The organism is Pseudoduganella sp. UC29_106, assembly GCF_044055365.1.
Taxonomy (GTDB): Bacteria; Pseudomonadota; Gammaproteobacteria; order Burkholderiales; family Burkholderiaceae_D; genus Rugamonas.
In genome coordinates this window covers 2,862,167-2,887,028 of the sequence record NZ_CP171977.1, presented here as the reverse complement: position 1 = coordinate 2,887,028, position 24,862 = coordinate 2,862,167, and the positions used below count along the sequence as shown (strand labels likewise).

Here is a 24,862-nt window from a genome sequence, read left to right as displayed (position 1 = left end):
ACAGATCAGGACAGCCCGTTGCGCACGACCGCCACAACGCTGGCGGCAAATTCATCGACGTCAATTCTACTGCTTCGATACTTCCAGCGTTTCACATACCAGTCCTGGAAAGCGGCCAGGCAGTGCGCGGCCAGCAGTTCCGGATTGCAGGGACGGTCCGGCGCGGCCTGGCGGATGGTGTCTGCAAGCACGCCTTGTACATTGAGCTCGGATTCCTTGGCGGTGGCGCGCTGCTCGGGCTTCAGCGCGCGCGAATCCATGTAACAAAGTAGAACCAGGGCTGCAGCAGTTCGGAGAGGTAGATCCAGCCGCGCACCATCGCCTCCAGCCTTTCCAGCGGATCTTCAATATGGGCGAACCACTCGGGTACGGCGCCACTGGCGTGGCGCACCACGTCCTCGATCATTTCCGCCAGCTGGTCCTTGCTGGCGATGTAGCCATACAGGCCGCCCATCGACAGCCCCGTTTCCCGGCACAGGTCGCGCAAGGTCATCGCGCGGAAGCCGACTTCATTCGCGAGGCGGAAAGTGGCCGCGAAGATTTTCTCGAGATTTTCCAGTGCGGGCCTGGCGCGCTTGACGGTAATGCGCTGCGCGTTGCGGGTGAAAAGCCAGGTCCAGATGGTGGTGCCGTCGAGCGGCGTGGTGGCCTGGAATTGCTTGAAATCGAAACTGGCCGACAAGAATCGCTCCGCGCTTTATTTGAGTAGTGAAATGATTATAGCCGTGTAATTTCGACATATTTTGCGAAATCACATTGATTTCGTAAAATGCGGTGCTAACCTCAGGAAAACCGAGCGCTTGCTCGGTTCCACGCACTTCACTTAGGAGACAATATGAAGAAACGCATCCTGATGTGCCTGTCCCTCCTGCTGCTGGTCTGCTTCTCCCTCCCTTCCTGGGCCGCCGGCTATACCCAGACCCGTTATCCCATCGTTCCTCGTGCACGGTTTGTTCGGTTTCGACAGCCTTGGTCCCGTCGACTATTTCTACGACATTGCGCCCGCTCTGCGCAGCGGCGGCGCCGCCGTGTATGTGACGTCGGTGTCCGCCGCCAACAGCACGGAAGTGCGCGGCGAGCAGTTGCTGCTGCAGGTGAAGCAGATCCTCGCAGCCACCGGCGCATCGAAGGTCAACCTGATCGGCCATAGCCATGGCGGCCCCACCTCGCGCTATGTGGCGTCGGTGCGGCCGGACCTGGTGGCTTCCGTGACCAGCGTGGGCGGCGTGAACAAGGGTTCGAAGGTGGCGGATGTGCTGATCGGCGCGGCGCCGGAGGTAGCGTACGACGTGGCGAATGGCCTGGCCGGCCTGATCTCGCTGATCTCGGGCAGCCCCACGCTGCCGCAAAGCTCGCGCGCCGCTGCGGTGTCGCTGAGCACCGCGGGCACGGCAGCCTTCAATGCGCAGCATCCCGAAGGCGTGCCCATTTCCGCTTGCGGCGAAGGCGCTTATCAAGTGAATGGCGTCTACTACTTCTCCTGGAGCGGGGCGCAGCCCTGGACCAATGCGCTCGACCCGGCCGATCCCTTCCTGGCCCTGACCTCCCTCGCCTTCGGCGGTGCGAAAAATGACGGACTGGTTTCCAGCTGCTCCAGCCACCTGGGCCGCGTGATCCGCGACGACTATGCCCTCAACCACCTCGACGAAGTCAATCAGATGATAGGCATCAGCAATCTGTTCGAAACCAGCCCCGTTACTCTCTACCGCCAGCAGGCCAACCGCCTGCAGGGACTGGGCCTGTGAGGCTGCTGAAGTATTCAGCCCTGGCCGTGGCGGCCGCGGCGCCCGCGGTATGGGTGCTGTGGCCGCCCGGCGCGGCGCCGTTGCCGGCGGCCAGCGCGCAGTCGGCAACGGCCGCCATCGCCGCCGCGCCGCCTCCCTTCGCGCCCTCCATGGCCGGCACGCGGCCGGACGGGGATTTGCGCCAGGACGCGTCTGACCACCTGGTGATCAACGAAGAGTTGCTGCACCTGTTCGACTACTACTTGTCGGCGCTGGGTGAGCAGGATTTGCCCGCCATCCGCGCCGGCATCGAACGCGACCTGCGCACGCGCCTGTCCGCGACGGCCGCCGCCAAGGCAGTAGCCCTGCTCGACCGCTATATTTCCTACAAGCGTGCGCTCGTCGCCGTGGAACGCGCCATGCCGGCCGCGCGCGATGCCGCCGGGGCGGCGCGCGCCCGTCTTGAAGCCATGCAGCGGCTGCGCAGGGATTATTTCAGCTTGAGCGAATTCGCAGGGCTGTTCGGCGCGGCCGATGCACGCGACCGCGAAACGCTGGCGCGGCTGGAAATTGCTCAGGACAGGCAACTGAGCGAAGCCGAGCGGCGGGCGAAGCTGGCTGCGGCCGAGAGCCGCCTGTCCGCTGTCGAGCGGGCGGAGCGCGATGCGCCAACGCGGGTGCTGACGCTGGAAACAGCCGTGGCGGAGTCGCGCAGCCGGGGAGCGGATGACAATGAAGTCTACCGCCAGCGTGCGGCGGCCCTCTCTCCCGAGGCTGCGGCGCGCCTGGCCGAGGTGGATCGCGAGGAGACGGACTGGCGGCGGCGGATTGCCGCCTACAGCGCTGACCGCGCCCGCCTCGGCGGCGACCCGGCCGCGCTGCAACAGTTGCGCGACGCCCGCTTCACGCCACAGGAGCAGAAGCGGCTTACGGCATACGAGTAGGTTTGCGGCGTGCGACAGTGCCCTGCACTATAATGTGGGGCCAGACATTCGATAGCGCCTCCGTTTCTGCATGTCCTTTGACTTAAAAAAAGCAATACCCAAGCCCGGCAACCGCTTTGTGCTGCCTAATCTGTTCGGCTCCGCGGATGCGTATGCGCTCGCGCAGACCGCGCTTGAACTGAAATCGCGCGGCCAGATGCTGGCCGTGATCGTGGCCCAGGCCAGCGACGGCCAGCGCCTGCTCGAAGAAATCCCCTGGTTCGCCGAAGGCAAGCTGCGTTGCCACTTGCTGCCGGACTGGGAAACCCTGCCATACGACGCTTTCTCGCCGCACCAGGACCTGGTGTCCGAGCGCCTGGCAACCCTGCATGAGATCCAGACCGGCCAGTGTGACGTGGTCCTGGTCCCCGCCACCACCGCCCTGGTGCGCATGGCGCCGCCCTCCTTCCTGGCCGCCTATACATTCTTCTTCAAGCAGGGCGAGTCGCTGGACGAAACCCGACTGAAGTCCCAGCTCACGCTTGCCGGCTACACGCATGTGACCCAGGTGATGTCGCCGGGCGAATATTCGGTGCGTGGTGGCCTGATCGACCTGTTCCCGATGGGCTCCGCCCTGCCTTACCGCCTCGACCTGTTCGGCGACACGGTGGAAACCATCCGCACCTTCGATGCCGATACCCAGCGCTCGCTGTATCCGGTCAAGGAAGTGCGCCTGCTGCCGGGCCGCGAATTCCCGATGGACGAAGCGGCACGCACCACCTTCCGCAGCCGCTGGCGCGAAGCCTTCGAAGGCGATCCGTCGCGCACGGTGATCTACAAGGACATCAGCAGCGGCATCGCCTCCGCCGGCATCGAGACTACCTGCCTCTGTTCTTCGACGAGACGGCGACCATCTTCGACTACCTGCCCGAAGGCGCCTCGCTGGCCATGGTGGGCGACATCGACGCTGCCATCAAGCGTTTCTGGGCCGATACCGAGTCGCGCTACAAATTCCTGAAGGCGGACCGCGAGCGTCCCATCCTCGCGCCCGAGCAAATCTTCCTCGGCGACGAGCAATTCTTCGTGCTGGCCAAGCCGCACCCGCGCATTGCGATCAGCCGCGATATGTCCGCGCCCGCATCGGAGCTCAGCGCGCCAGTGCCGAACATCGCCGTCAACCGTCACCTGGACGATCCGCTGACCAATCTGCGCGCCTACCTCATGCAGAGCGGCCGCCGCGTGATGATCTGCGCCGAATCGAACGGCCGCCGCGAAACGCTGCAGCAGTACTTCGCCGAATTCGACCTGCATCCACCACTGATCGAAGGTTACGAGGGCTTCCTCGCGTCTGACGCCAAAGTCGTGCTGGGCGTAGCGCGCCGCTGCATGCCGGCTTCGAACTGGACGAGGGTCTGGCGTTCATTACAGAAACCGAGCTGTATGCCGGCACCGGCCGCCGCGTCGGCAAGAAAGAAGCAGGAGGCTGTGACACAGGTCGAGTCCATGGTGCGCGACCTGTCCGAGCTGAAGATCGGCGACCCTGTGGTCCACATCAATCACGGCATCGGGCGCTATATGGGACTGACCAGCATGGACCTGGGCGAAGGCGAAACCGAATTCCTGCACCTGGAATATGCCAAGGACACCAAGCTCTATGTGCCCGTCTCCCCAGCTGCACGTGATCTCGCGCTACTCCGGCGGCTCGCCGGAAGATGCGCCGCTGCACACGCTGGGTTCCGGCCAGTGGGAAAAGGCCAAGCGCAAGGCCGCCGAACAGGTGCGCGACACCGCCGCCGAGCTGCTGAACCTTTATGCCCGCCGCGCCGCACGCCAGGGCCACGCTTTCGAATACTCGTCCCACGATTACGAGCGTTTCGCCGAAAGCTTCGGCTTCGACGAAACGCCGGACCAGGCAGCGGCCATCCTGAACGTGATGAAGGATATGACGTCCGGCAAGCCGATGGACCGCCTGGTTTGCGGCGACGTCGGCTTCGGCAAGACGGAAGTGGCGCTGCGCGCCGCCTTCATTGCCGTCATGGGCGGCAAACAGGTCGCCATCCTGGCGCCTACCACGCTGCTGGCCGAGCAGCACGCCCAGACCTTCGCCGACCGTTTTGCCGACTGGCCGGTGCGCATCGCCGAAATGTCCCGCTTCCGCACGGGCAAGGAAATCGCCAACGCCATCAAGGGCATGCAGGAAGGCACGGTCGATATCGTGATCGGAACGCACAAGCTGCTGTCGGACGACGTAAAGTTCACGCGCCTCGGCCTCGTCATCATCGACGAGGAACACCGTTTCGGCGTGCGCCAGAAGGAAGCGCTGAAATCCCTGCGCGCCGAAGTGGACGTGCTGACGCTGACCGCAACGCCGATCCCGCGTACCCTGGGCATGGCGCTGGAAGGCTTGCGGGACTTCTCCGTGATCGCCACCGCGCCGCAAAAGCGACTGGCCATCAAGACTTTCGTGCGCAACGAGAATGGTTCGATCATCCGCGAAGCCGTGCTGCGTGAGCTGAAGCGCGGCGGCCAGGTCTATTTCCTGCACAATGAGGTGGATACCATCCAGAACCGCCTGGCGGCGCTGACCGAGCTGCTGCCGGAGGCGCGCATTGCCGTGGCCCACGGCCAGATGCACGAACGCGACCTGGAAAAAGTCATGCGCGATTTCGTGGCGCAGCGCTACAACATCCTGCTGTGCACCACGATTATCGAAACCGGTATCGACGTACCGACCGCGAACACCATCATCATGCACCGCGCCGACAAATTCGGCTTGGCCCAGCTGCACCAGCTGCGCGGCCGCGTCGGCCGTTCGCACCACCAGGCCTATGCCTACCTGCTCGTCAACGAGGTGCAGGGCCTGTCCAAACAGGCGCAACGCCGCCTGGATGCGATCCAGCAGATGGAAGAACTGGGTTCCGGCTTCTACCTTGCCATGCACGACCTGGAAATCCGGGGCGCAGGCGAGGTGCTGGGCGAGGACCAGTCCGGCGAAATGCTGGAAGTGGGCTTCCAGCTTTATACCGACATGCTGAACGAAGCCGTGCGGGCACTGAAGGCGGGCAAGGAGCCGACCTGGCCGCGCCGCTGGCCACCACCACCGAAATCAACCTGCACGTTCCCGCCCTGCTACCCGCGGACTTCTGCGGCGACGTGCACGAGCGCCTGTCCATCTACAAGCGCCTGGCCAACTGCGAAACGCAGGAGGCCATCGATTCCCTGCAGGAAGAGCTGATCGACCGCTTCGGCAAACTGCCGGAGCAGGCCAAGGCGCTGGTGGAGACCCACCGCCTGCGCATCGCGGCCAAGACCGTCGGTATCATCAAGATCGACGCGCACAGCGAGGCTGCCAACCTGCAATTCATGTCCAAACCGCCCATCGACCCGATGCGCATCATTCACCTGATCCAGAATCAGCGACACATCAAGCTGAATGGCCAGGATAAGCTTAAAATTACCGCAAACATGCCGGATCTTACGGCACGTGTGAACCAGATCAAGACTGCTATAAAACAATTGACTGCCTGATGAAGACGACCGACGACATGACGATGAACCTGGTGCTGCAAGGCACTGGCGACTGTGAAGCGCGCCTGGAGCGCATTGCCGCCCTGACCGCGCCCAAGTCCATTCACCGCGTTTCGGAAACGCCGTACGCTGCGAAGGGATCAGCTATTCGCCCGCCCTGCGCCAGACCATCGAGGTCGCCGCGCATGCCGCCCAGCTGGATGCCACCTATATGATGGGTCATCACCACCTGAACGAATTCCGCCTGGTGGCGATGGACATGGACTCCACCCTGATCACCATCGAGTGCATCGACGAAATCGCCGACATGCAGGGCCTCAAGCCGCAAGTGGCCGAAATCACCGAAGCGGCCATGCGCGGCGAACTTGATTTCTCCGAAAGCCTGCGCCGCCGCGTGGCCCTGCTGGAAGGCCTGGACGCCTCCGCCCTGCAGCGCGTATATGAAGAGCGCCTGCAGCTTTCCCCGGCGCGGAGCGAATGCTGAAAGCCGTGCAGGCCGCGGGCCTGCAAACCCTGCTCGTCTCCGGCGGCTTCACCTACTTCACCGAGCACCTGAAGCAGCGCCTCGGCCTGAACTTCACGCGCGCCAACGAACTCGAAATCATCGACGGCAAGCTGACCGGCCGCGTGCTGGGCGAGATCGTGGACGCTGAAGTGAAGAAGAAGACCGTGGAGCACGTCTGCGCTTCGCTGGGCATCACGCCGGAGCAGGCCATCGTGATGGGCGACGGCGCCAACGACCTGAAAATGATGAGCATCGCCGGCATGTCCGTCGCCTTCCGCGCCAAGCCCGTGGTGCGCGAACAGGCCAGCGTGGCCCTCAACTTCGTAGGTCTGGACGGCATTCTCAACCTCTTCGTCTGAGGGCGCGCCACACAGCGTCATCGGCCTGTCATCTCGCGTTCCTATACCGCGGCCATTTGCCACCGCCGATAGGAACGCAGAAACATGAAGAAAATCGCTCTCCTGGTGGCCAGCGCCGTGCTGGCCATGCATGCCCACGCAGCCTCTTCCCGCCCGTCGTGGGTGGTCAACCAGGTCTACACCTATAACCACCAGTTCGCAGCGACGAACAGCGCGGACCTGGCGACCAAGATGTCGACCATGGCCGGCAGCCCCTTCCTGTTCTACCGCGGCACCGACCATGTCTTCATGCAGGACATGGCCACCCTGCCCGCTTCCCTCTACACCAGTGTGCAAACCGGCTACACCTGGCTGGGCGGCGACACCCATATCGGCAATTTCGGCTCGAACCGCGACTCCAGCGGCACGCAAGTCTTCGCCGTCGGCGACTTCGATGAGGGCTATCTGGGCCAGTATGTGTGGGACCTGCGCCGTCTCGCAGTCAGCATGATCCTGGCCGGCCGCGAAAACGGCATCGCCGATGCGGACATCACGACCGCCATCAACACCATGGTTGGTGCCTACCTGGACAAGATGGACGCCTTCAAGGGCACGGGCGACGAACTCACCTTCCAGCTCAAGAACGGCAACACCAGCGGCGCCGTGCAGGACACGATCAGCGCCGGCGCCTCCGATTCCCGCAGCAGCCTGCTGTCCAAATACACGCAACTGAATGGCTCGGCACGCGTATTCCAGACCACCTCACAGCTGGTGCCCGTCAGCGGCGCCACCTACACGGCGCTGGTGAATTCGATGAGCGGCTACATCAACTCGATCGCCGCATCGAAGCAGTATGCAGCCAGCTATTACACCGTGAAGGACATCCGCCAGAAGCTGGGCTCCGGCGTCGGCAGCCTGGGCAAGCTGCGCTACTACCTGCTGCTGGAAGGCCCATCCTCCTCCACCTCGGACGACGTGATCGTCGAAATGAGGCAGTCCGTCTCCGGCGCGGTCGCCACCATCAACAACGGCAAGCTGCCTGCTTCTTCCTACGCCTACAACGAAGGCAACCGCGTGGCGCGCACGCTGAAGGCCCAGCTGATCAACGCAGATGTACTGGCCGGCTACACCAGCGCCAATGGCATGGCTTTCTTCCTGCACGAAAAATCGCCGTGGCAGCAGGACATCGACCTGGCGGCGCTGAGCACAGCCGGCAAGCCGAATACCGCCGCCACCTACCTGGGCCAGGCGCTGGCCTCGGCCCACGCGCTGGCGGACCAGGACTATGACGCCACCGTCGTCAGCTACAGCATCGACAAGCAGGTGACCGATGCCGTGACCAGCAAGAGCAGCTTCAAGTCCGAGCTGGCGAACTTCGCCTACGACTACGCCACCCAGGTCACGCTGGACTGGCAAGCCTTCGTCGCGGCGAAGAACGCCGGCACGCCGCTGTACTGATCACTCCTTCTGCCGCAGGCGCTGCGGCAGGCCACGCAGCACGATCAGTGCGCACAGCAGCGCCAGCCCGCCGATCACATACAGCGCGGGCGTGGTGCTGCCGGTGACATCCTTGATACGGCCCACCATCACCGGGCTGACGATGCCGCCCAGTTGGCCCAGCGTGTTGATCAGCGCAATACCGCCCGCCGCACCGGCGCCGGTCACCAGCTTCGGCGGCAGCGCCCAGAAGGCCGGGATCGACGCCACCACACCCGCTCCGAGTACGGCCAGCGCCAGCACCAGCAGGCCGGTGTGCTTGTCGAAGATTCCCGCGCTGAAGAAGCCCAACGCAGCCAGGATCAGCAAACCCGCCACGTATTTGTGCCGCTGGCCGCTGGCATCGGACAGGCGTCCGATCAGCACCATGCTGATGGCGCCGCACACATAAGGCACGGCCGTCAGCAGACCGATCACCGTCGAATTCTGGGTGCCGGCGCTGCGGATCAGGTGCGGCGTCCAGAAGTTCAGGCCATAGGATGCGATCTGGATCAGGAAGTACACAAGGCCCAGGGTCAGGAAACCCGGCGTCTTGATGGCCGCCCACAGCGAATGCCCGGCGCCATGTGGCGCGGCCTGCGTGATGCTGTTGCGCAGCGTGGCCTGCTCGGCCGGTGAGAGCCACTTCGCATCCTCGATACGGTCCTTCAGCTGGTTCAGCACGACGAGGCCCAGCGCCACGCAAGGCACGCCGCCCAGCAGGAACAGCCAGTGCCAGCCACGCATGCCCATCGCGCCTTCCAGATTGCTGAGGATCAGGCCCGAGAACGGCGCACCAAACAGTCCGGCGAAGGCAGACGCCAGGAACAGCATCGACGTTACGCGGCCGCGGAAGCTGGTGGGGAACCACAGCGTCAGGTAATACAGCACGCCCGGCGCGAAGCCCGCTTCCATCGCGCCGATCAGGAAGCGCAGGCCGTAGAACTGCCACTCGCTTTGCACGAACACCATGGCAGCCGTGGCGATACCCCAGGAAATCATGATGCGCGCAATCCAGCGCCGCGCGCCGACCTTGTACAGCATCATATTGCTCGGTACTTCGAACAGCACATAGCCGACCACGAACAGGCTGGCGCCCAGGCCATAAGCCGTGTCGCTCAGCCCCAGGTCGCCCTGCAGCTGGAATTTGGCGAAACTGATGTTGATGCGGTCGAAGAAGGCGAACAGATAGCAGATCATGATCAGCGGCATGATGCGCCAGGCCGTCTTGCGCACGACGGCCGCTTCGGTGAGGGCATCGGCGCCTGCTGCGGCGCCCGCCGTATTGGCCGCACCGGCAGCCAGTGTGGTTTGCGTGGACATAAAAAGTCTCCTTTGCCGGCGCTTCGCAGGGCCGGTCATCTGGTTGGTTTTGGTTTGGTCAGGCCGCGGCGGCCAGCAGTTCAGGCGGTGTGGGGTGCAGGTCGCAGTTGCGGCCCGCCTTGACCACCTGGCCCGGCAAGTCATGCCCCAGCACGGGAGGCAGTGTGAGCGAGAGCGCGATCAGTGCAGGCAGATCGATCCCGGTCGGAATCCCCATCTCCTCGCACATATGAACCAGGTCTTCGGCGGCAGATATTCCCCGAAGCGCCGGGTGCAAAAGGACAGCCGCCCAGGCCGCCCAGCGATGCATCGAATCGGCGCGCGCCCGCTTCATAGGCCGCCAGCACATTGGCCAGCCCCAGCCCGCGCGTGTTATGGAAGTGCAGCGTGAGCTGGGAGGTGCGCACGCGCTCCAGCACGCGCCGCACGATGCGCCCCACCTGCAGCGGATTGGCCATGCCGGTCGTATCGGCCAGCGTGATGCCCTGCATGCCCATCTGCAGGTAGTCGTCGACGATAGCCATCACCAGGTCTTCGTCGATCCTGCCTTCAAAGGGGCAGCCGAAGGCCGTGGCCACCGCGCCGTTCAGCGTGGCCGCGTCGCCCGTGGCCTGAACAATGTCGCGGAAGCCGCCAGCGACTGGGCACGCGTCATGCGCATATTGGCGCGGTTATGCGTCTGGCTGGCGGACATCACCAGGTTCAGTTCATCCGCACTTGCCTCCAATGCGCGCTGGGCGCCCTTCAGGTTCGGCACCAGCGCCACGAATTTCACACCCGGACGGCGCTTGATGCGGCGGAACACTTCGTCGCCATCACGCAGGGCCGGAATGGCCTTGGGCGAAACGAAGGAACCTGCTTCGATGCGCGAGAACCCGGCGGAGGACAGCGCATCGATCAGCGCCACCTTGCTATCGGTCGGCACGAACACCGGCTCGATCTGCAGTCCGTCGCGCGGGGAGACTTCCTGGACGATCAGCATTGCACCACTCCCTGTTCGCGCAGGCGCTCGATATCGCCCGCCGTCATGCCCATTTCCGCCAGCACGGACGCGGTATGCTCGCCCAGCTCCGGCCCCTGCCAGCGCACTTCGCCCGGCGTGTCGGACAGCTTGGCACGATGCCCGGCATCTTCACCTGCACGCCGTCCGGCAGTGTGGATTGCAGGATCATGTCGCGCGCCTGGTAATGCGGGTCGGCGACAATGTCTTTCACCGAATAGATGCGTCCTGCCGGCACTTCGGCGCGTTCCAGCGCTGCCAGCACATCCTCGATGCTGTGCGCAGAAGTCCACCCCGCGATCGCGCCATCGATGAGCGCCACCTGCGCGGCGCGGCCGTCGTTCTGGGCGAATCGCGGATCTTCGGCCAGGTCCGGGCGGCCAATGGTGTGCATCAGGCGCTTGTAAATCGGATTGCTGTTGCCGGCGATGACGACATAGGAACCGTCGCGGGTAGGGTAAGTGTTCGATGGCGCAATGCCCGGCAGTGCGCCGCCACTGCGCTCGCGTACATGGCCCAGCAGGTCATATTCCGGAATCAGGCTTTCCATGAGGTTGAACACACTCTCGACCAGCGACACGTCCACCACCTGGCCATCGCCCTGCCCCGTCTTCACGCGCAAAACGGACATCAGCGCCCCCATCACCGCATGCAGCGACGCCAGCGAGTCGCCCCAGGCTCACACCCACCCGGGCCGGCACGCGGCCTTCCTCGCCCGTCGTATAACGGATGCCGCCCATCGCCTCGCCGATGGCGCCGAAGCCGGGACGGTCCTTGTAAGGCCCGCTCTGGCCGTAGCCCGAGATGCGCACCATGGTCAGTTTCGGATTCAGCGCATGCAGCACATCCCAGCCCAGGCCCAGCTTCTCCAGCGCGCCCGGCTTCATGTTCTCGATCAGCACATCGGCGCTTTCGGCCAGGCGCTTGACGATGGCGATGCCTTCCGGCGCCTTCAGGTTGATCGAAATGGATTTCTTATTGCGCGACTGCAGATACCACCAGAGCGAGGTGCCCTTGTGCAGCTTGCGCCATTTGCGGATCGGATCGCCCTCGCCGGGGGCTTCGATCTTGATGACTTCCGCGCCGAATTCCGCCATCAGGCGGGCGGCGAATGGGGCGGCGATCAGGGTGCCGATTTCAATAACCTTGATGCCGGTGAGTGGTCCACTCATTGCGTGTCTCCTTCTGTTAGTGATAGCAGGATAGTCAAGACCCTGCGTTTCCGTCCAGACGCAAAAAAGCGAGTATCATTCGCCAATCGCGAACGTTAACAAGGAGACAACCATGCATTACAAAGGCAGCTGCCACTGTGGTCATGTGGCGTATGAAGTCGAGGGCGAAATCAAGAACGCGATGGCCTGCAACTGCTCCATGTGCCAGCGCAAAGGTTCATTGCTGTGGTTCGTGCCTGCTGCGCAATTCAAGCTCACCACGCCGGAAGGCAACGCCAGCACCTACCTCTTCAACAAGCATGTGATCAAGCACCGCTTCTGCCCCAAGTGCGGCATTCATCCTTACGCGGAAGGCGTGGACAAGGACGGCAACAAGATGGCCGCGGTCAATGTGCGCTGTCTCGAGGATATCGACCTCGATCAAGTGCCGGTCACCCACTACGACGGCAAGCACCACTAAGCCCTGGCGCGTGCCTCCGCGCTGCGCAGGTGCCCGAACAGGGCCTGCGTGACCGGGACAGGCTTTCCTCGTCACGGATGACGATCTTCAGTTCGCGCTCGGCCCAGGTCTCGTCCAGCGCCAGCGCGGCCAGGCCGAGCGGCTTGCCGATGGCGAGGAAAACGTCGTATGGGATCAGCCCTATGCCCATGCCCACCTGCGCCATGCGGCAGACGGCATCGAAGCCCGGCACATGAATGGGCACCCGCAGCGTTCGTCCCCGCGGCTCGCGCGGCCAGGTGCATGCGCGTGTTGATGGAACTATTCACATGCAGGCCGACATGGTCGTAATCCAGCGTCTCGGCAAAGGCGACACGCCCGCGCGCCGACAACGCGTGGTCGCCGCGCACCACCATCACCAGGCGGTCGCGCCGGTAAAGCTCCGTACGCAATGCGCGGGTGTCCACATCCCCCGAGCAAATGCCGATATCGGCCCAGCCATCTTCCACGCCGCGCACCACGCTGTCGCTCGGGCGCTCTTCAAGGTCCAGGCGCACCTGGGCGTGATTCGCCAGGAAAGCACGCAAATCCTCCGGCAGGAATTCCACAATGGCGGACAGGTTGGCCACCATGCGCACGTAGCCGCGTATCCCCTGCGCGTGTTCGGCCAGTTCGACGCCGATCTTTTCCACGCTGAGCAGCATGCGGCGCGCGTGGGTCAGCAGGGTTTCGCCGGCGGGCGTGAGTTCCATGCCGCGCGTCTTGCGGACGAAGAGCGGCACATTGAGCGCCTGCTCCAGTTCCACCAGCCGTTTGCTGGCGGCGGAGACAGCGATGGCCTCGCGCTCGGCGGCGCGCGTGAGCGTTCCTTCCTCATGCACGGAGAGGAAAAGCTGGAGGGTGGTCGGGTCGAGCCGACGAAGCAGGTTTGGGTAGCCATCCCCTACTTTACCAAAGTGCGCCCAACGCTTGTCAAGATGGCTATAATTGCGTTGATACTTTCATAAGGAGTATAAGCATGGCACAAGAACTCATCCTGGACTCGCGCACCGACTCGGCCAAGAACTGGGCGTGGTGGCTCTATCTCGGCCACGGCCTGAGCGTTTTCTTCACGCTGGGACTGGCGTCCTTCATCCCGCTGATCCTCAACTACATCAAGCGCGACGAAGCCCAGGGCACCTTCATCTACAGCCATCACGGCTGGATGATCCGTTCTTTCTGGTGGTACGTGGTCTGGGTGATCGTCGGCTGGTGTCTGTTCGCGACCATCATCGGCATCCCGCTGGCCTGGGTGGTCTGGGTTGGCGCGTGGCTGTGGAAGGTCTACCGCCTGCTGCGCGGCTGGTCGGCCCTCAACAACAACGTGCCGATCGGCGATTCTTAACCGCCTAAGGGGTCAAACCGCCTAAGGGGTCAGGCACGAAATGTTACATGAGTCCGCTTGGTGAGCGGGCTCATGAACATTTCGTGCCTGACCCCTAACTGTGCCGATCCGCGACGCTTAAAGCGCCGCCAGCGCCTGTTCGATGTCGGCAATGAGGTCGGCCGGGTCTTCCAGGCCGATATTGAATCGGACCAGGGTGCCGGCGTCCTTCCAGTTGCGACGCATGGCCTGGATGCGGTACGGCACGCACAGGCTGTTGGCGCCGCCCCAGCTATAGCCGATCTTGAACAGCTTCAGGGAATCGACGAAACGGTCGGTCTGTTCTTCCGTGTACTTCGCATCGAACAGCACGGAGAACAGGCCGCCTGCGCCGGTGAAATCGCGCTTCCAGTGTTCGTGGCCCGGACAGTCCTCGAAGGCTGGATGCAGCACTTTGGTGATTTCGGGGCGGGCCTTCAGCCAGCCCGCCACCTTGCGCGCCGAGGCGTCATGCGCTTCGAAGCGCAGCTTCATCGTGGGCAGGCCGCGCAGTACCAGATAGGCATCGTCCGCGCCGACGCCCATGCCGAGGCGCATATGGGCCATGCTCAGGCGGTCGTGCAGCGCGCGGTCACGCGTGATCAGTGCGCCCATCAGCACATCGGAGCCGCCGGACTGGTACTTGGTCAGCGCCTGCATGATGATGTCCACGCCCATATCGAAGCCGCGCAGGGCCAGGCCGGCGGACCATGTATTGTCCAGCGCCACCAGCACGCCGCGCGCTTTCGCCGCCGCGCAGATCGCCCGCAGGTCGGGCACTTCCATCGACACCGAACCTGGCGCCTCAGTCCAGATCAGCTTTGTATTCGGCTGGATCAGTTCAGCGATGCCGGCGCCGATCAGCGGATCGTAATAGCGCGCCGTGATGCCGAAGTCGGCGGAAAGCCACTTGCCCAGTTCGCGGTTCGGGTTGTAGACATTGTCCGGCAACAGGACGTCATCGCCCGTTTTCAGCAGCGCGAAATCGACCATGGCAATGGCCGCGAGTCCGCTCGGCGCCAGCAGGCAATGCGCACCACCCTCGATTTCAGCCAGACGCGCTTCCAGCGTGAAGGTGGTCGGCGTGCCGTGCAGGCCATAGGTATAGGCGTTCTTTTCTTTCCAGTCGCCAGAGCGCATGGCCGCCACGTTCTTGAACAAGACCGTAGACGCATGGTGAATCGCGCTTGGGAAGGTCGCAAAGCCTTCCGGAGCGGAGTAATCGGTGTGGATTAGTTGGGTTTGGAGGTGTTTTGAGCTCATGCCGCAATTCTAAACTACGGCATGCGAGCCGGCGTCGCCGACCAAAACCCAAGGCATAAACCTGGTGTCTGCCACGATGTGGCAGACACCTGCTTCACGCCGTGGGTTCTAATTAAGCCTCGCCCCACAGATCATGCGCATCTGCGCGCGTGATCTCGACATCAAAGAACTGTCCCACCGCCAGCTTCTTGTGCGGCTCGAACGGGCGCTTCACATGCACCACGCCATCGATCTCCGGCGCATCGGCCGCCGAACGGCCAATCGCGCCGCTCGGGGTCAGCTCATCGATCAGCACCTTGACGGTCTTGCCGACCTTGGCCTGCAGGCGCTTGCGGGAAATCTCCTCCTGCAGCAGCATCACGCGGCCGCGGCGCTCCTCGCGCACTTCTTCCGGCACCGGATTCGCCAGCTCATTGGCGGTCGCACCTTCCACCGGCGAATAGGCGAAGCAACCCAGGCGGTCGATCTGCGCTTCCTTCAGGAAGTCCAGAAGATACTCAAACTCCGCCTCGGTCTCGCCCGGGAAGCCGGCGATGAAGGTGGAGCGGATCACCAGGTCCGGATTCATCTCGCGCCACTTCAGGATGCGCTCCAGGTTCTTCTCACCGGACGCCGGACGCTTCATGCGCTTCAGCACATCCGGATGCGCGTGCTGCAACGGCACGTCCAGGTAAGGCAGGATATGGCCGCCGCTCATCATCGGGATGATTTCGTCCACGTGCGGGTACGGGTACACATAGCGTGCAGGCGCACCCACGCGCCGTACTGCTTCGCCAGCTCACCCAGGGCCTGGGTCAGCTGGGTCATATGGGTTTTCACCGGACGGCCATTCCAGAAGCCGGAGCGGAACTTCACGTCCACGCCGTAAGCGGAGGTGTCCTGCGAGATCACCAGCAGTTCCTTCACGCCGGCCTTGAACAAGTTCTCGGCTTCCAGCATCAGTTCAGCGATCGGACGCGACACCAGGTCGCCGCGCATGGACGGGATGATGCAGAAGGAGCAGCGGTGGTTGCAGCCTTCGGAAATCTTCAGGTAGGCATAGTGCTTCGGCGTCAGCTTCACGCCCTGCGGTGGCAGCAGGTCGATGAAGGGCTCGTGCGGCTTCGGCAGGTGGGTGTGGACCTCAGCCATCACCTCGCCCACGGCGTGCGGACCGGTCACGGCCAGCACTTTCGGGTGGATTTTCTGGATCAGGTCCTGGCCATCTGAGTCCTTCTTTGCGCCCAGGCAGCCGGTCACGATGACCTTGCCGTTCTCGGCCAGCGCCTCGCCGATCGCATCCAGCGATTCCTGCACGGCAGCGTCGATGAAACCGCAGGTATTGACGATCACCAGGTCGGCGCCGTCATACGACTTCGCCGTTTCATAGCCTTCAGCGCGCAGCTGGGTCAGGATCTGCTCGGAATCGACCAGGGCCTTCGGGCAGCCAAGCGAGACGAAGCCAACCTTCGGTGCAGCAGCGCCTTCGGCGGGGGTAATGCGGGAGAGAGACTTGGATTGCATGGGAGACAAGAAGAGAAAATCAAGCGCAATCGAGCATTATAGCATTGCGCTGGCGGCGCCAACCAAAACCCGCGGCGAAGAGCTGGTGGCTGACACTGGCTTTGTTGCCCCCAGGTCCGCCGAGGACGACGAAAGCCAGTGTCAGCCACCTGTTCCAGGCCGTTGGTTGCGATAAAAAAAAACCGGCCGAAGCCGGTTTTGCTTATTTCTTGTCGTTGGACGACGGGGGTGTCGGAACGAAGGGGAAGGCGCCGAACAGGTTCTTGCTCTGGTTCTGCATCTGCTCCTGCATCTGCACGAACAGGCTCTTGCTCTGGTCGATGTAGTTATTCATCATGCCCTGCATGATGGGCGCCTGGACGTTCATGAACTGAGTCCACATTTCCGGGCTGAAGGCCTTGCTGTCGAAATTGGCGGCATTCGCAGTGAACTTGCGCTGAATTTCGGTGAAGGTCTGGATATTCTTTTCGAGGTAGGAACCCATCATGCCCTGCATGGCGTGGCCATAGTAGCGGGATGATCTGGGCCGATACGTCGGTGGAGAACATGGGTACTCCGCTCGCCTCTTCTTCCAGGATGATCTGGAGCAGGATGCTGCGCGTGAGATCCTCGTTCGATTTGGCATCGACGACCGTGAATTCTTCAGCATCAAGCACAAGCTGTTTCACGTCCGTCAGGGTGATATAGGAACTGGTCTGCGTATCGTAAAGACGGCGATTTGGGTATTTCTTGATCAATCGTTCAGTACTTTTCTTTGCACTACTCATCACAAGTCCATTTATTGCGCTGCAGCGCGTTTACCTGCCGTTGACAATATTTCCGAGCCTATTATAGATGTAAAAATTCGCGACAGGCACTATAAGTTATAAGTTTAATGCCTGTTCTGAACATTATTGCAACGCAACTTAAATGACTGGTGGCCGGACCGGCAGGAGGTCCGGCCACTTACCGTTGCTAACCGGCTCTTACTTTGACGTAACGGCCTGGTGCGGCTTCGATGGGCTTGTGCTTAGCACTGCCAAGCTTGGCACGCGCCTTGACCTGCTCGCCGCCCTGCTCGGAAAGGAACTGCGACCATTCCCCCCACCAGCTGCCGGGGTGTTCGGCGGCGTTGGCGAACCACTCGTCGGCCGTCAAAGCGCGCTTTTCATTGGTCCAGTAGCTGCGCTTCTTCTTGGCCGCAGGGTTGATCACGCCCGCGATGTGGCCGGAAGCACCCAGCACGAAGCGGTTGTTTTCCGGCTTTTTCGGGTTCAGGATGCGCAGCGAGTCGTAGGCCGCGGTCCACGGCACGATGTGGTCCTCCCTTGACGCATAGATGAAGGCGGGAACCTCAATTTTCGAGAGGTCTATTTTCTCGCCGGCGACTTTTACCTTGCCCGGCACCTTCAGGTTGTTCTCCAGATAGGTCTGGCGCAGGTACCAGCAGAACATCGGGCCCGGCAGGTTCGTCGAATCCGAATTCCAGTACAGCAAGTCGAACGGCGGCGGCTCATTGCCTTTCAGATAGTTGGACTGGACGTAATTCCACACCAGGTCGTTCGGACGCAGGCTGGAGAACGTGCTGGCCAGGTCGCGGCCCATCATCAGGCCGCCATTGGCCAGGGTCTGCTCGCGGATCTGGACTTGCGGCTCATCCACGAACACATTCAGCACGCCGGTATCGCTGAAGTCGAGGAAGGTCGTCAGCAGGGTGAGGCTCGACGCCGGCTTCTCGCCGCGCGCCGCCAGCACGGCCAGTGCAGTGGACAGCAGCGTACCGCCGATGCAGAAGCCCAGCATATTGAGCTGGTCTTCCTTGACGATTTCGCGCGCCACATTGATTGCATTGATTACGCCGCGATCGATGTAATCGTCAACGGATGCCTTCGAAATGGACGAATCCGTCGGGTTGCGCCACGACATCAGGAACACGGTATTGCCCTGCTCCACCCCGTAACGCACCAGCGAATTTTCCGGCTGCAGGTCGAGAATGTAGAACTTGTTGATGCAAGGCGGCACAATCAGCAGGGGACGCTGGGCGACCTGCTCGGTCTTCGGCGCATACTGGATCAGCTGGAACAAGTCATTTTCATAGACGACTTCGCCTTCCGTGGTCGCCAGGTTGCGGCCCACTTCGAAGGCTTTTTCGTCGGACAGGGAAATATGGCCGCGCTGCGATATCGCCCAGCATATTGGCCAGGCCCTTGGTCAGGCTTTCGCCCTTGGTTTCGATCAGCTTTTGCTGGGCTTCGGGATTGGTCGCAAGGAAGTTGGCCGGCGACATGGCATCCACGATCTGCTGCACGGCGAAGAGGACTTTCGCCTTCTGGTGCGGGGTGGAATCGACAGCTTCCGCCATCGCCACGAGGAATTTGGAGTTGAGCAGGTATGATGCTGCATGGAACGCCGAAACAGGATTATGCTGCCAGGCGTCGGACGAGAACCTGCGGTCCTTGACCGCGGGAGCTTTTCCGGTCATGAACTCCTGCCAAAGCGCGCCAAATTCGCTCATGTAGCCGTTTTTGAGCTTTTCAAGCACATCCGGTTTTACGGATGCGCCAGCATCGCGTAACAAGGCAGAGCCCGGGATCACATCCATTTCCGGCATCATCTTGAACCAGGATTGCCACTGGTTGGGGTCGCTGATCTGCGACATCCAGGCGTTAGCAATAACTTGCGGGTCGGGCATGTTCATATTGATTCCAATTTAAATATTGTTACTGGAACTGCTTATGTGGATTGTTGCTGTTGCGTGGATCTATGTTGTGCTACTGATGGCGTTCACGGAGCCATCCGTGGTCGCCGGGATCATGACCTTCCTGCTTTATTGTGTGTTGCCATTAGGATTACTATTTTATCTAACAGGTGGCAAAGCTCGCAAACGCAAGCGCGAAGCTCAAGCAAAACGGCCCGAAAACCCTCCTAATTCTTGATCCAGATCAACGTTGCCTGGCGTCCGGTGACGCGGTCGCGGCGGTAGGAATAGAAAACATCCGCCTCCGTGACCGTGCAGCGGTCGCCGCCCGATATGCGCGCTACCCCGGCGCGAGCCAGGGACTGGCGTGCCAGCGCATAAATATCCGCCAGATGCTTGCCCTCGGCGCTCCCAGGCGCCCGGCGAAACGCAATTGCCGCGTCTGCACTGCGGGCGACAAAGGCGTCTTTTACTTCCTGACCAACTTCAAATTTCTGCGGTCCGATCGCCGGACCGAGCCAGGCGCTGATCTGGCCTGCGCCCGCCGTGCGCATCGCTTCAACGGTGTCTTCCAGCACGCCCGCCGCCAGGCCACGCCAGCCGGCGTGGGCGGCGCCCACCACGCGGCCGTCCACATCAGCAAACAATACGGGCAGGCAGTCGGCAGTCTGGACCGCGCATACCACGCCCGGCGAGCGGCCAATGCTGGCGTCGGCAACGGGGACGCCGGCGCCCGCATCGGCGGCCGTGGCGGCGTCGACAACGACGGTGCCGTGCACCTGCGACAGCCACACCGGCTCGGCCGGCAGCTGCGCGCGTAACAGCGCCCTGTTGCGCGCGACGTTCTCGGCCGAATCCTCAACGTGCAGGCCGAGGTTCAATCCACCTCCGGCCTGCCCGTCTCCATAAGGCCCCGGGCTGACGCCGCCGAGGCGCGTGGTGCAGAGGAAGCCGATATTGGGCGGCGCATCCGGCCAGTCGGGACCAGCCAGGGCGAAGAATTACTGTTCGTCGTCGAATTCGTCGTCATCGTAGTCGTAATCGTCTTCTTCGATCGCGTTCTCATCCGGTTCTTCGATCCCGGCGCGGGCCAGCAGCTCCTTGAAGTCATCCGCCAGTTCGACGGTCCATTCCATCGGCTCGCCGGTGTGCGGGTGGATGAGGCCGAGACGGCGCGCCTGCAGGGCCTGGCGCGGGAAGACATTGGTCAGGTGCGGCTTGCCGTACACGTAGTCGCCGATCAACGGGAAGCCGAGGTGGGCCATGTGGACGCGAATCTGGTGGGTGCGGCCAGTTTCCAGACGGCACTGAACCAGGCTGACGGGGCGGCGGTCCAGCGCGCCGATCACCAGGCGCTTGTAATGCGTAATTGCAGGCTTCGAGCCCATGCTGGTCGAAACGGCCATCTTTACGCGCTCGCGCGGATGGCGGCCCATCGACGCATCGATCGTGCCGGACAGATGCGGCGTGCCCCACACCAGGCACCAGTACTCGCGCTTCACCGTGCGCGCCTGCAGTTGGCGTACCAGGTCGGTCTGGGTCGCCAGATCCTTGCCGACAACCATCAGGCCCGAGGTATCCTTGTCCAGGCGGTGGACGATGCCCGCGCGCGGCACGCCGCCCAGTTGCGGGCAGTGGTGCAGCAGGCCGTTCAGCAGCGTGCCGGTCCAGTTGCCGGCGCCCGGGTGCACGACCAGGCCGGCCGGCTTATTAACCACGATCAAGTAATCGTCCTCATAAACAATATTGAGGTCGATCTGTTCAGGCTCGAAAGCCACATCTTCCGGGGCAGGCTGGGGATGGACGACGATTTTCTCGTCGCCATAGACTGTGGCGCGCACCTTGGCCGGCTTGCCATCGACGGTAATATGGCCTTCTTCGATCCAGGATTGCAGGCGGCCGCGCGAGAATTGCGGCACCAGGCGGGCAACGACCTTGTCCAGGCGCTCGCCGCAGACCTCGGAGGTCAGTTGCAGTTCAATTGGCGCCGACGGGTCACCCGCCTCACCGGGCAGCAGGTCGCCATCAAATTCGGCATCAAAATCTTGGTCGGACAATTGTTCTGCCGAATTAGGCTCACGATTCAATATCACAGCATTCCCATAGGCTATAATCAGCCAAGTGTAGTTTTTTAGTTAAACGTCTTCTTGCACATCAACATGCAAAAAAAATTTTCGGTAGTTGCAGCAACCGTTGTACTGCTTAGTTTGTCAGCTTGTGGTTTGTTACCAGAAAAAGCCGATGAGACCAAAGGATGGTCCGCAACGAAATTATACTCGGAGGCCAAGGACGAATTGGCAGGCGGCCACTACGAGCGTGCAATTCAGCTGTTTGAACGCCTCGAGTCCAGCTACCCGTTTGGCACCTACGCACAACAGGCGCAGATGGAAATCGCCTACGCCTATTACAAGTCACAGGACCAGGCCCAGGCCCTGGCGGCGGTTGAGCGCTTCATCAAGCTGCACCCAAATCACCCGAACGTGGACTATATGTATTACCTGCGCGGCCTGGTCAACTTCAATGACCAGCTGGGCGTACTGAACTTCGTCTACGAGCAGGACCCCGCCGAGCGCGATCCGAAAGCGACCCGCGAGGCATTCGCCGCGTTCAAGGCACTGGTCGAGAAATTCCCGGACAGCCAGTATGCGCCGGATTCGATCGACCGCATGAAGTACCTGATCAACGCGATGGCCAAATATGAGATTTATGTGGCCCGCTATTACTACCGCCGCGGCGCCTTCCTCGCCGCCGCCAACCGCGCCCAGGGCGTTGTGACCGATTTCGCCGATTCCCCGGCGATCGAGGAGGCGCTGGCGATCATGGTGCGTAGTTACGACAAGATGGGCAACGAGATCCTGCGCGATGACGCGCTGCGCGTGTTCAAGAAGAACTTCCCGGATAGTAAGATGCTTGAGACGCCGATCAAGGGCGAGCGGCCCTGGTACAAGTTCTGGGGCTGAAAACCCACGGCAAACCCTGGTGTCTGCCACGATGTGGCAGACACCCAGCCACCGCCGCGGAACAGGTGGCTACCACATCGTGGCAGCCACCAGCACTTGCCCTGGGTATTAGTCGGCGATGCGCCGCCGGAACACCCAATTCCGCTCATCGGAAGCCGATGGCTCGAATTTATACCCATCCACATCAAACTTCTTGAGCTTGACCGGATCCGTAATCCCCTTCACCGCCGCGTAGCGTGCGAGCATGCCGCGGGCGCGTTTGGCGAAGAAGGAAATGATCTTGTATTTACCGTTCTTCCAGTCCTCAAAATGCGGCGTAATGACTGGAACGGCCAGCTTCTTCGGCTTTACCGACTTGAAATACTCTTCCGACGCCAGGTTCACCAGCACTTCCGAACCCTGCTCTTCCAGCGAATGATTCAGCGCATTGGTAATGGTGTCGCCCCAGAAGTCGTAAAGGTTCTTGCCGCGCGGGGTCGAAAGGCGGGTGCCCATCTCCAGGCGGTGCGGATGAATCAGGTCCAGCGGCTTCAACATGCCGTAGAGACCAGACAGGATGCGGATGCGCGACTGGGTGTAATCAAGCTGTTTGGCCGTCATCGAGCGCGCATTGAGCCCGTCGTAGACATCGCCGTTGAAGGTCATGACCGCCTGCCGCGCCTCGGAAGTATCGCGGGTCCAGGACGCGTAACGCGCCACGTTCAGCGTGGACAGCGCGTCGGACAACTCCATCAGCTCGCCAAGCTGGGCTGGCGAATACTCGCGCAAACGGCCGATCAACTGGGCTGAATGGTCTAGAAATGCAGGCTGGGTGTGAAGCTTGGTGGTCGGCGGGGTTTCCAGGTCAAGACTTTTTGCAGGCGAAAGCACTATCAGCATAAGATTCCAAACTAATACTACGAAACAAGAATTGCCGACATGATACCCGTTCCACCGAAACGCATCGTCATCGATACCAATGTTTGCCTCGATCTTTTCGTTTTCCAGGACCCGCGCTGGGCGGCCCTGCTGGAAGCGATCGAGAGCGGTGCAGTGGAAGCGATCACGCGCGCCGACTGCCGTGACGAATACCTGATCGTCCTGCATTACAAGCACCTGCCGCTGACCGACGAAACGCGTCCCCTGAGCGCGGCGCGCTTCGATAAGCTGATCAAGGTCGTGGCGCCGCCAGAATCCGGCGTACGCCTGCCCGTCTGCACCGACCGGGATGACCAGAAATTCCTCGAACTGGCGCGCGACGCCCAGGCCGACATCCTGATCACCAAGGACAAGGCCCTGCTGAAGCTCGCAAAACGCCTCGCCAAGGCGGGCATGTTCAAGGTTATTCAGCCCGAAAAATGGACCCTCGATGCTTGACAACGCGTGAGCAGTCGTAGCGTCCTTTCCGGGCAACACACGGCGCAAGTGGCTGCGCTAGAATGGTGAAATGAACAACCGTCATATCCCACCCCACACGCCGCACCTGGCCTCGCGCCTGCCCGCCGTTGGCACTACCGTGTTCACCCGCATGTCCTCGCTGGCCATGCAGCACGGCGCCGTCAACCTGGGCCAGGGCTTCCCTGATTTTGCCTGCGATCCGCAACTGGTCGAGATGGTCAGCGCCGCCATGCGCGAGGGCTTCAACCAGTACCCGATGGGCATCGGCGCGCCAGTTCTGCGCCAGGCCATCGTCGACAAGATCGCCGCTGTCTACGGCCACAGTTACGACGTCAACTCTGAAATCACAGTCACGCCGGGCGCCACCGAGGGGCTGACCACGGCCATCCTGTGCGCCGTGCATCCGGGCGACGAAGTGATCGTGATCGAGCCGGCTTACGACAGCTATATGCCCGCCATCGAACTGGCCGGCGGCGTGGTTGTGCCGGTCCAGATGGAAGTGGCGGAGCATGGCGGCTACAGCATTCCCTGGCCACGCGTGGCGGCCGCTGTCACGCCGCGCACCCGCATGATCATCCTGAATACTCCGCATAACCCGACCGGCAGCGTGCTGCGCGCGGCGGACATGCAGGCGCTGTGCGATATCGTGCGCGGCACCGAAATGCTGATCCTGTCGGACGAGGTATACGAACACATGGTCTATGACGGCCAGCGCCACGAGTCAATGAGCCGCTACCTTGAACTGGCGGCGCGTGCTTTTCGTGGTGTCCAGCTTCGGCAAGACCTATCACGTCACCGGCTGGAAAATCGGCTACGTGGCCGCGCCGGCGCCGCTGATGGCAGAGTTCCGCAAGGTCCACCAATACAATGTATTCTCCGTAAATACGCCGATGCAGCACGGGATCGCCGCTTATATGGCCGATCCAACGCCCTACCGCGAGCTCCCCGCTTTCTACCAGCGCAAGCGCGACCTGTTCCGGGACGGCCTGAAAAACAGCCGCTTCGAGCTGCTGCCGGCCGACGGCACGTATTTCCAGTGCGTGCGCTACGAGGGGATTTCCTCGCTACCGGAAGCCGCGTTTTCCGAGTGGCTGACCACGGAGATAAAGGTGGCGGCGATCCCCGTGTCCGCGTTCTACCGTGAGGCGCGCGAGTCGGGCATTGTGCGGTTCTGCTTTGCCAAGAAAGACGAAACACTGGCGCTGGCTCTGGAGAGGCTGGCGCGCATCTAGAAAAACAGCAGGGGATGATC

13 protein-coding genes and 10 pseudogenes are annotated in these 24,862 nt (G+C 62.2%); 10 read left to right on the top strand and 13 right to left on the bottom strand.

The window, feature by feature from the left end; translation table 11 throughout:
* Positions 1–5 precede the first annotated feature (5 nt).
* Positions 6–260, bottom strand: coding sequence for a hypothetical protein (locus ACHMW6_RS14915; RefSeq protein WP_395407863.1), 255 nt, complete (start codon positions 258–260; stop codon positions 6–8).
* Complete coding sequence (locus tag ACHMW6_RS14910) at positions 242–682, bottom strand: TetR/AcrR family transcriptional regulator (protein ID WP_395407862.1); 441 nt, start codon at positions 680–682, stop codon at positions 242–244. The genes ACHMW6_RS14915 and ACHMW6_RS14910 overlap by 19 nt, the downstream gene beginning before the upstream one ends.
* A gap of 153 nt (positions 683–835) precedes the next feature.
* On the opposite strand from ACHMW6_RS14910, the pseudogene ACHMW6_RS14905 reads away from it, so the two are divergent.
* The 5 genes and pseudogenes from ACHMW6_RS14905 (at position 836) to ACHMW6_RS14885 (ending at position 8,476) form a co-directional block, all read left to right on the top strand.
* A pseudogene (locus ACHMW6_RS14905) lies at positions 836–1,745 on the top strand (lipase family alpha/beta hydrolase).
* Positions 1,742–2,668, top strand: coding sequence for a lipase secretion chaperone (locus ACHMW6_RS14900; RefSeq protein WP_395407860.1), 927 nt, complete (start codon positions 1,742–1,744; stop codon positions 2,666–2,668). Before ACHMW6_RS14905 ends, ACHMW6_RS14900 begins: the two are co-directional and overlap by 4 nt.
* Positions 2,669–2,738: 70 nt before the next feature.
* A pseudogene (gene mfd / locus ACHMW6_RS14895) lies at positions 2,739–6,175 on the top strand (transcription-repair coupling factor).
* A gap of 23 nt (positions 6,176–6,198) precedes the next feature.
* Positions 6,199–7,039: pseudogene (gene serB / locus ACHMW6_RS14890) on the top strand (phosphoserine phosphatase SerB).
* A gap of 84 nt (positions 7,040–7,123) precedes the next feature.
* Entirely contained in the window at positions 7,124–8,476 is a 1,353-nt protein-coding gene (locus ACHMW6_RS14885; RefSeq protein ID WP_395407859.1) for a DUF2252 domain-containing protein, read from the top strand.
* On the opposite strand, the gene ACHMW6_RS14880 is transcribed toward ACHMW6_RS14885, so the two are convergent.
* The 3 genes and pseudogenes from ACHMW6_RS14880 to ACHMW6_RS14870 all read right to left on the bottom strand — a co-directional run bounded on the left by ACHMW6_RS14880 (position 8,477) and on the right by ACHMW6_RS14870 (position 11,989).
* A complete protein-coding gene (locus ACHMW6_RS14880) occupies positions 8,477–9,817 on the bottom strand; it encodes an MFS transporter (RefSeq protein WP_395407858.1) in 1,341 nt (446 codons plus the stop codon).
* A gap of 58 nt (positions 9,818–9,875) precedes the next feature.
* Positions 9,876–10,799, bottom strand: a pseudogene (locus ACHMW6_RS14875) (hydroxymethylglutaryl-CoA lyase).
* Positions 10,793–11,989 (bottom strand): annotated as a pseudogene (locus ACHMW6_RS14870) (CaiB/BaiF CoA transferase family protein). The pseudogenes ACHMW6_RS14875 and ACHMW6_RS14870 overlap by 7 nt, the downstream one beginning before the upstream one ends.
* A 112-nt stretch (positions 11,990–12,101) precedes the next feature.
* On the opposite strand from ACHMW6_RS14870, the gene ACHMW6_RS14865 reads away from it, so the two are divergent.
* Positions 12,102–12,449, top strand: coding sequence for a GFA family protein (locus tag ACHMW6_RS14865; protein WP_395407857.1), 348 nt, complete (start codon positions 12,102–12,104; stop codon positions 12,447–12,449).
* On the opposite strand, the pseudogene ACHMW6_RS14860 reads toward ACHMW6_RS14865, so the two are convergent.
* A pseudogene (locus ACHMW6_RS14860) lies at positions 12,446–13,354 on the bottom strand (LysR substrate-binding domain-containing protein). The gene ACHMW6_RS14865 and the pseudogene ACHMW6_RS14860 overlap by 4 nt on opposite strands.
* A 92-nt stretch (positions 13,355–13,446) precedes the next feature.
* Here ACHMW6_RS14860 and ACHMW6_RS14855 point away from each other — a divergent pair.
* Entirely contained in the window at positions 13,447–13,812 is a 366-nt protein-coding gene (locus ACHMW6_RS14855; protein WP_395407856.1) for a DUF4870 family protein, read from the top strand.
* A gap of 117 nt (positions 13,813–13,929) precedes the next feature.
* On the opposite strand, the gene ACHMW6_RS14850 is transcribed toward ACHMW6_RS14855, so the two are convergent.
* From ACHMW6_RS14850 to ACHMW6_RS14825, 6 genes and pseudogenes are all read right to left on the bottom strand, one after another.
* On the bottom strand, positions 13,930–15,093 hold the full coding sequence (locus ACHMW6_RS14850) for a cystathionine beta-lyase (protein ID WP_395407855.1): 1,164 nt from the start codon (positions 15,091–15,093) through the stop codon (positions 13,930–13,932).
* A 112-nt stretch (positions 15,094–15,205) separates the two neighbouring features.
* Positions 15,206–16,596 (bottom strand): annotated as a pseudogene (gene rimO, locus ACHMW6_RS14845) (30S ribosomal protein S12 methylthiotransferase RimO).
* 202 nt (positions 16,597–16,798) lie between these two features.
* Positions 16,799–17,363 (bottom strand): annotated as a pseudogene (gene phaR, locus ACHMW6_RS14840) (polyhydroxyalkanoate synthesis repressor PhaR).
* A gap of 187 nt (positions 17,364–17,550) precedes the next feature.
* Positions 17,551–19,273 (bottom strand): annotated as a pseudogene (phaC, locus tag ACHMW6_RS14835) (class I poly(R)-hydroxyalkanoic acid synthase).
* Positions 19,274–19,500: 227 nt separating this feature from the next.
* Positions 19,501–20,265 (bottom strand): peptidoglycan editing factor PgeF, encoded by a 765-nt coding sequence (gene pgeF, locus ACHMW6_RS14830; protein WP_395408616.1) that lies wholly within the window; start codon positions 20,263–20,265, stop codon positions 19,501–19,503.
* A 9-nt stretch (positions 20,266–20,274) separates the two neighbouring features.
* Positions 20,275–21,366: an RluA family pseudouridine synthase gene (locus ACHMW6_RS14825; protein WP_395407854.1), complete on the bottom strand. Its 1,092-nt coding sequence runs from the start codon at positions 21,364–21,366 to the stop codon at positions 20,275–20,277.
* Between the two features lie 66 nt (positions 21,367–21,432).
* Between ACHMW6_RS14825 and ACHMW6_RS14820 the strand changes: the two genes are divergently transcribed.
* Positions 21,433–22,233 (top strand): outer membrane protein assembly factor BamD, encoded by an 801-nt coding sequence (locus ACHMW6_RS14820; RefSeq protein ID WP_395407853.1) that lies wholly within the window; start codon positions 21,433–21,435, stop codon positions 22,231–22,233.
* Between the two features lie 108 nt (positions 22,234–22,341).
* Here the strand turns inward: ACHMW6_RS14820 and yaaA are convergent, their stop codons facing one another.
* Complete coding sequence (gene yaaA / locus ACHMW6_RS14815; RefSeq protein WP_395407852.1) at positions 22,342–23,112, bottom strand: peroxide stress protein YaaA; 771 nt, start codon at positions 23,110–23,112, stop codon at positions 22,342–22,344.
* A 39-nt stretch (positions 23,113–23,151) separates the two neighbouring features.
* Between yaaA and ACHMW6_RS14810 the strand changes: the two genes are divergently transcribed.
* Together ACHMW6_RS14810 and ACHMW6_RS14805 are read left to right on the top strand one after the other, a co-directional pair.
* Positions 23,152–23,589 (top strand): putative toxin-antitoxin system toxin component, PIN family, encoded by a 438-nt coding sequence (locus ACHMW6_RS14810; RefSeq protein ID WP_395407850.1) that lies wholly within the window; start codon positions 23,152–23,154, stop codon positions 23,587–23,589.
* A gap of 70 nt (positions 23,590–23,659) precedes the next feature.
* Positions 23,660–24,842: pseudogene (locus ACHMW6_RS14805) on the top strand (pyridoxal phosphate-dependent aminotransferase).
* Positions 24,843–24,862: the final 20 nt, after the last annotated feature.

What these genes read in the sequence shown, in the direction of transcription:
- ACHMW6_RS14880 (WP_395407858.1), bottom strand. Translation starts at nt 9,817, where the DNA reads ATGTCCACGCAAACCACACTGGCTGCCGGTGCGGCCAATACGGCGGGC.
- ACHMW6_RS14885 (WP_395407859.1), top strand. Translation starts at nt 7,124, where the DNA reads ATGAAGAAAATCGCTCTCCTGGTGGCCAGCGCCGTGCTGGCCATGCAT.
- ACHMW6_RS14915 (WP_395407863.1), bottom strand. Translation starts at nt 260, where the DNA reads ATGGATTCGCGCGCGCTGAAGCCCGAGCAGCGCGCCACCGCCAAGGAA.
- ACHMW6_RS14865 (WP_395407857.1), top strand. Translation starts at nt 12,102, where the DNA reads ATGCATTACAAAGGCAGCTGCCACTGTGGTCATGTGGCGTATGAAGTC.
- ACHMW6_RS14810 (WP_395407850.1), top strand. Translation starts at nt 23,152, where the DNA reads ATGATACCCGTTCCACCGAAACGCATCGTCATCGATACCAATGTTTGC.
- ACHMW6_RS14855 (WP_395407856.1), top strand. Translation starts at nt 13,447, where the DNA reads ATGGCACAAGAACTCATCCTGGACTCGCGCACCGACTCGGCCAAGAAC.
- ACHMW6_RS14820 (WP_395407853.1), top strand. Translation starts at nt 21,433, where the DNA reads ATGCAAAAAAAATTTTCGGTAGTTGCAGCAACCGTTGTACTGCTTAGT.
- ACHMW6_RS14850 (WP_395407855.1), bottom strand. Translation starts at nt 15,093, where the DNA reads ATGAGCTCAAAACACCTCCAAACCCAACTAATCCACACCGATTACTCC.
- yaaA (WP_395407852.1), bottom strand. Translation starts at nt 23,112, where the DNA reads ATGCTGATAGTGCTTTCGCCTGCAAAAAGTCTTGACCTGGAAACCCCG.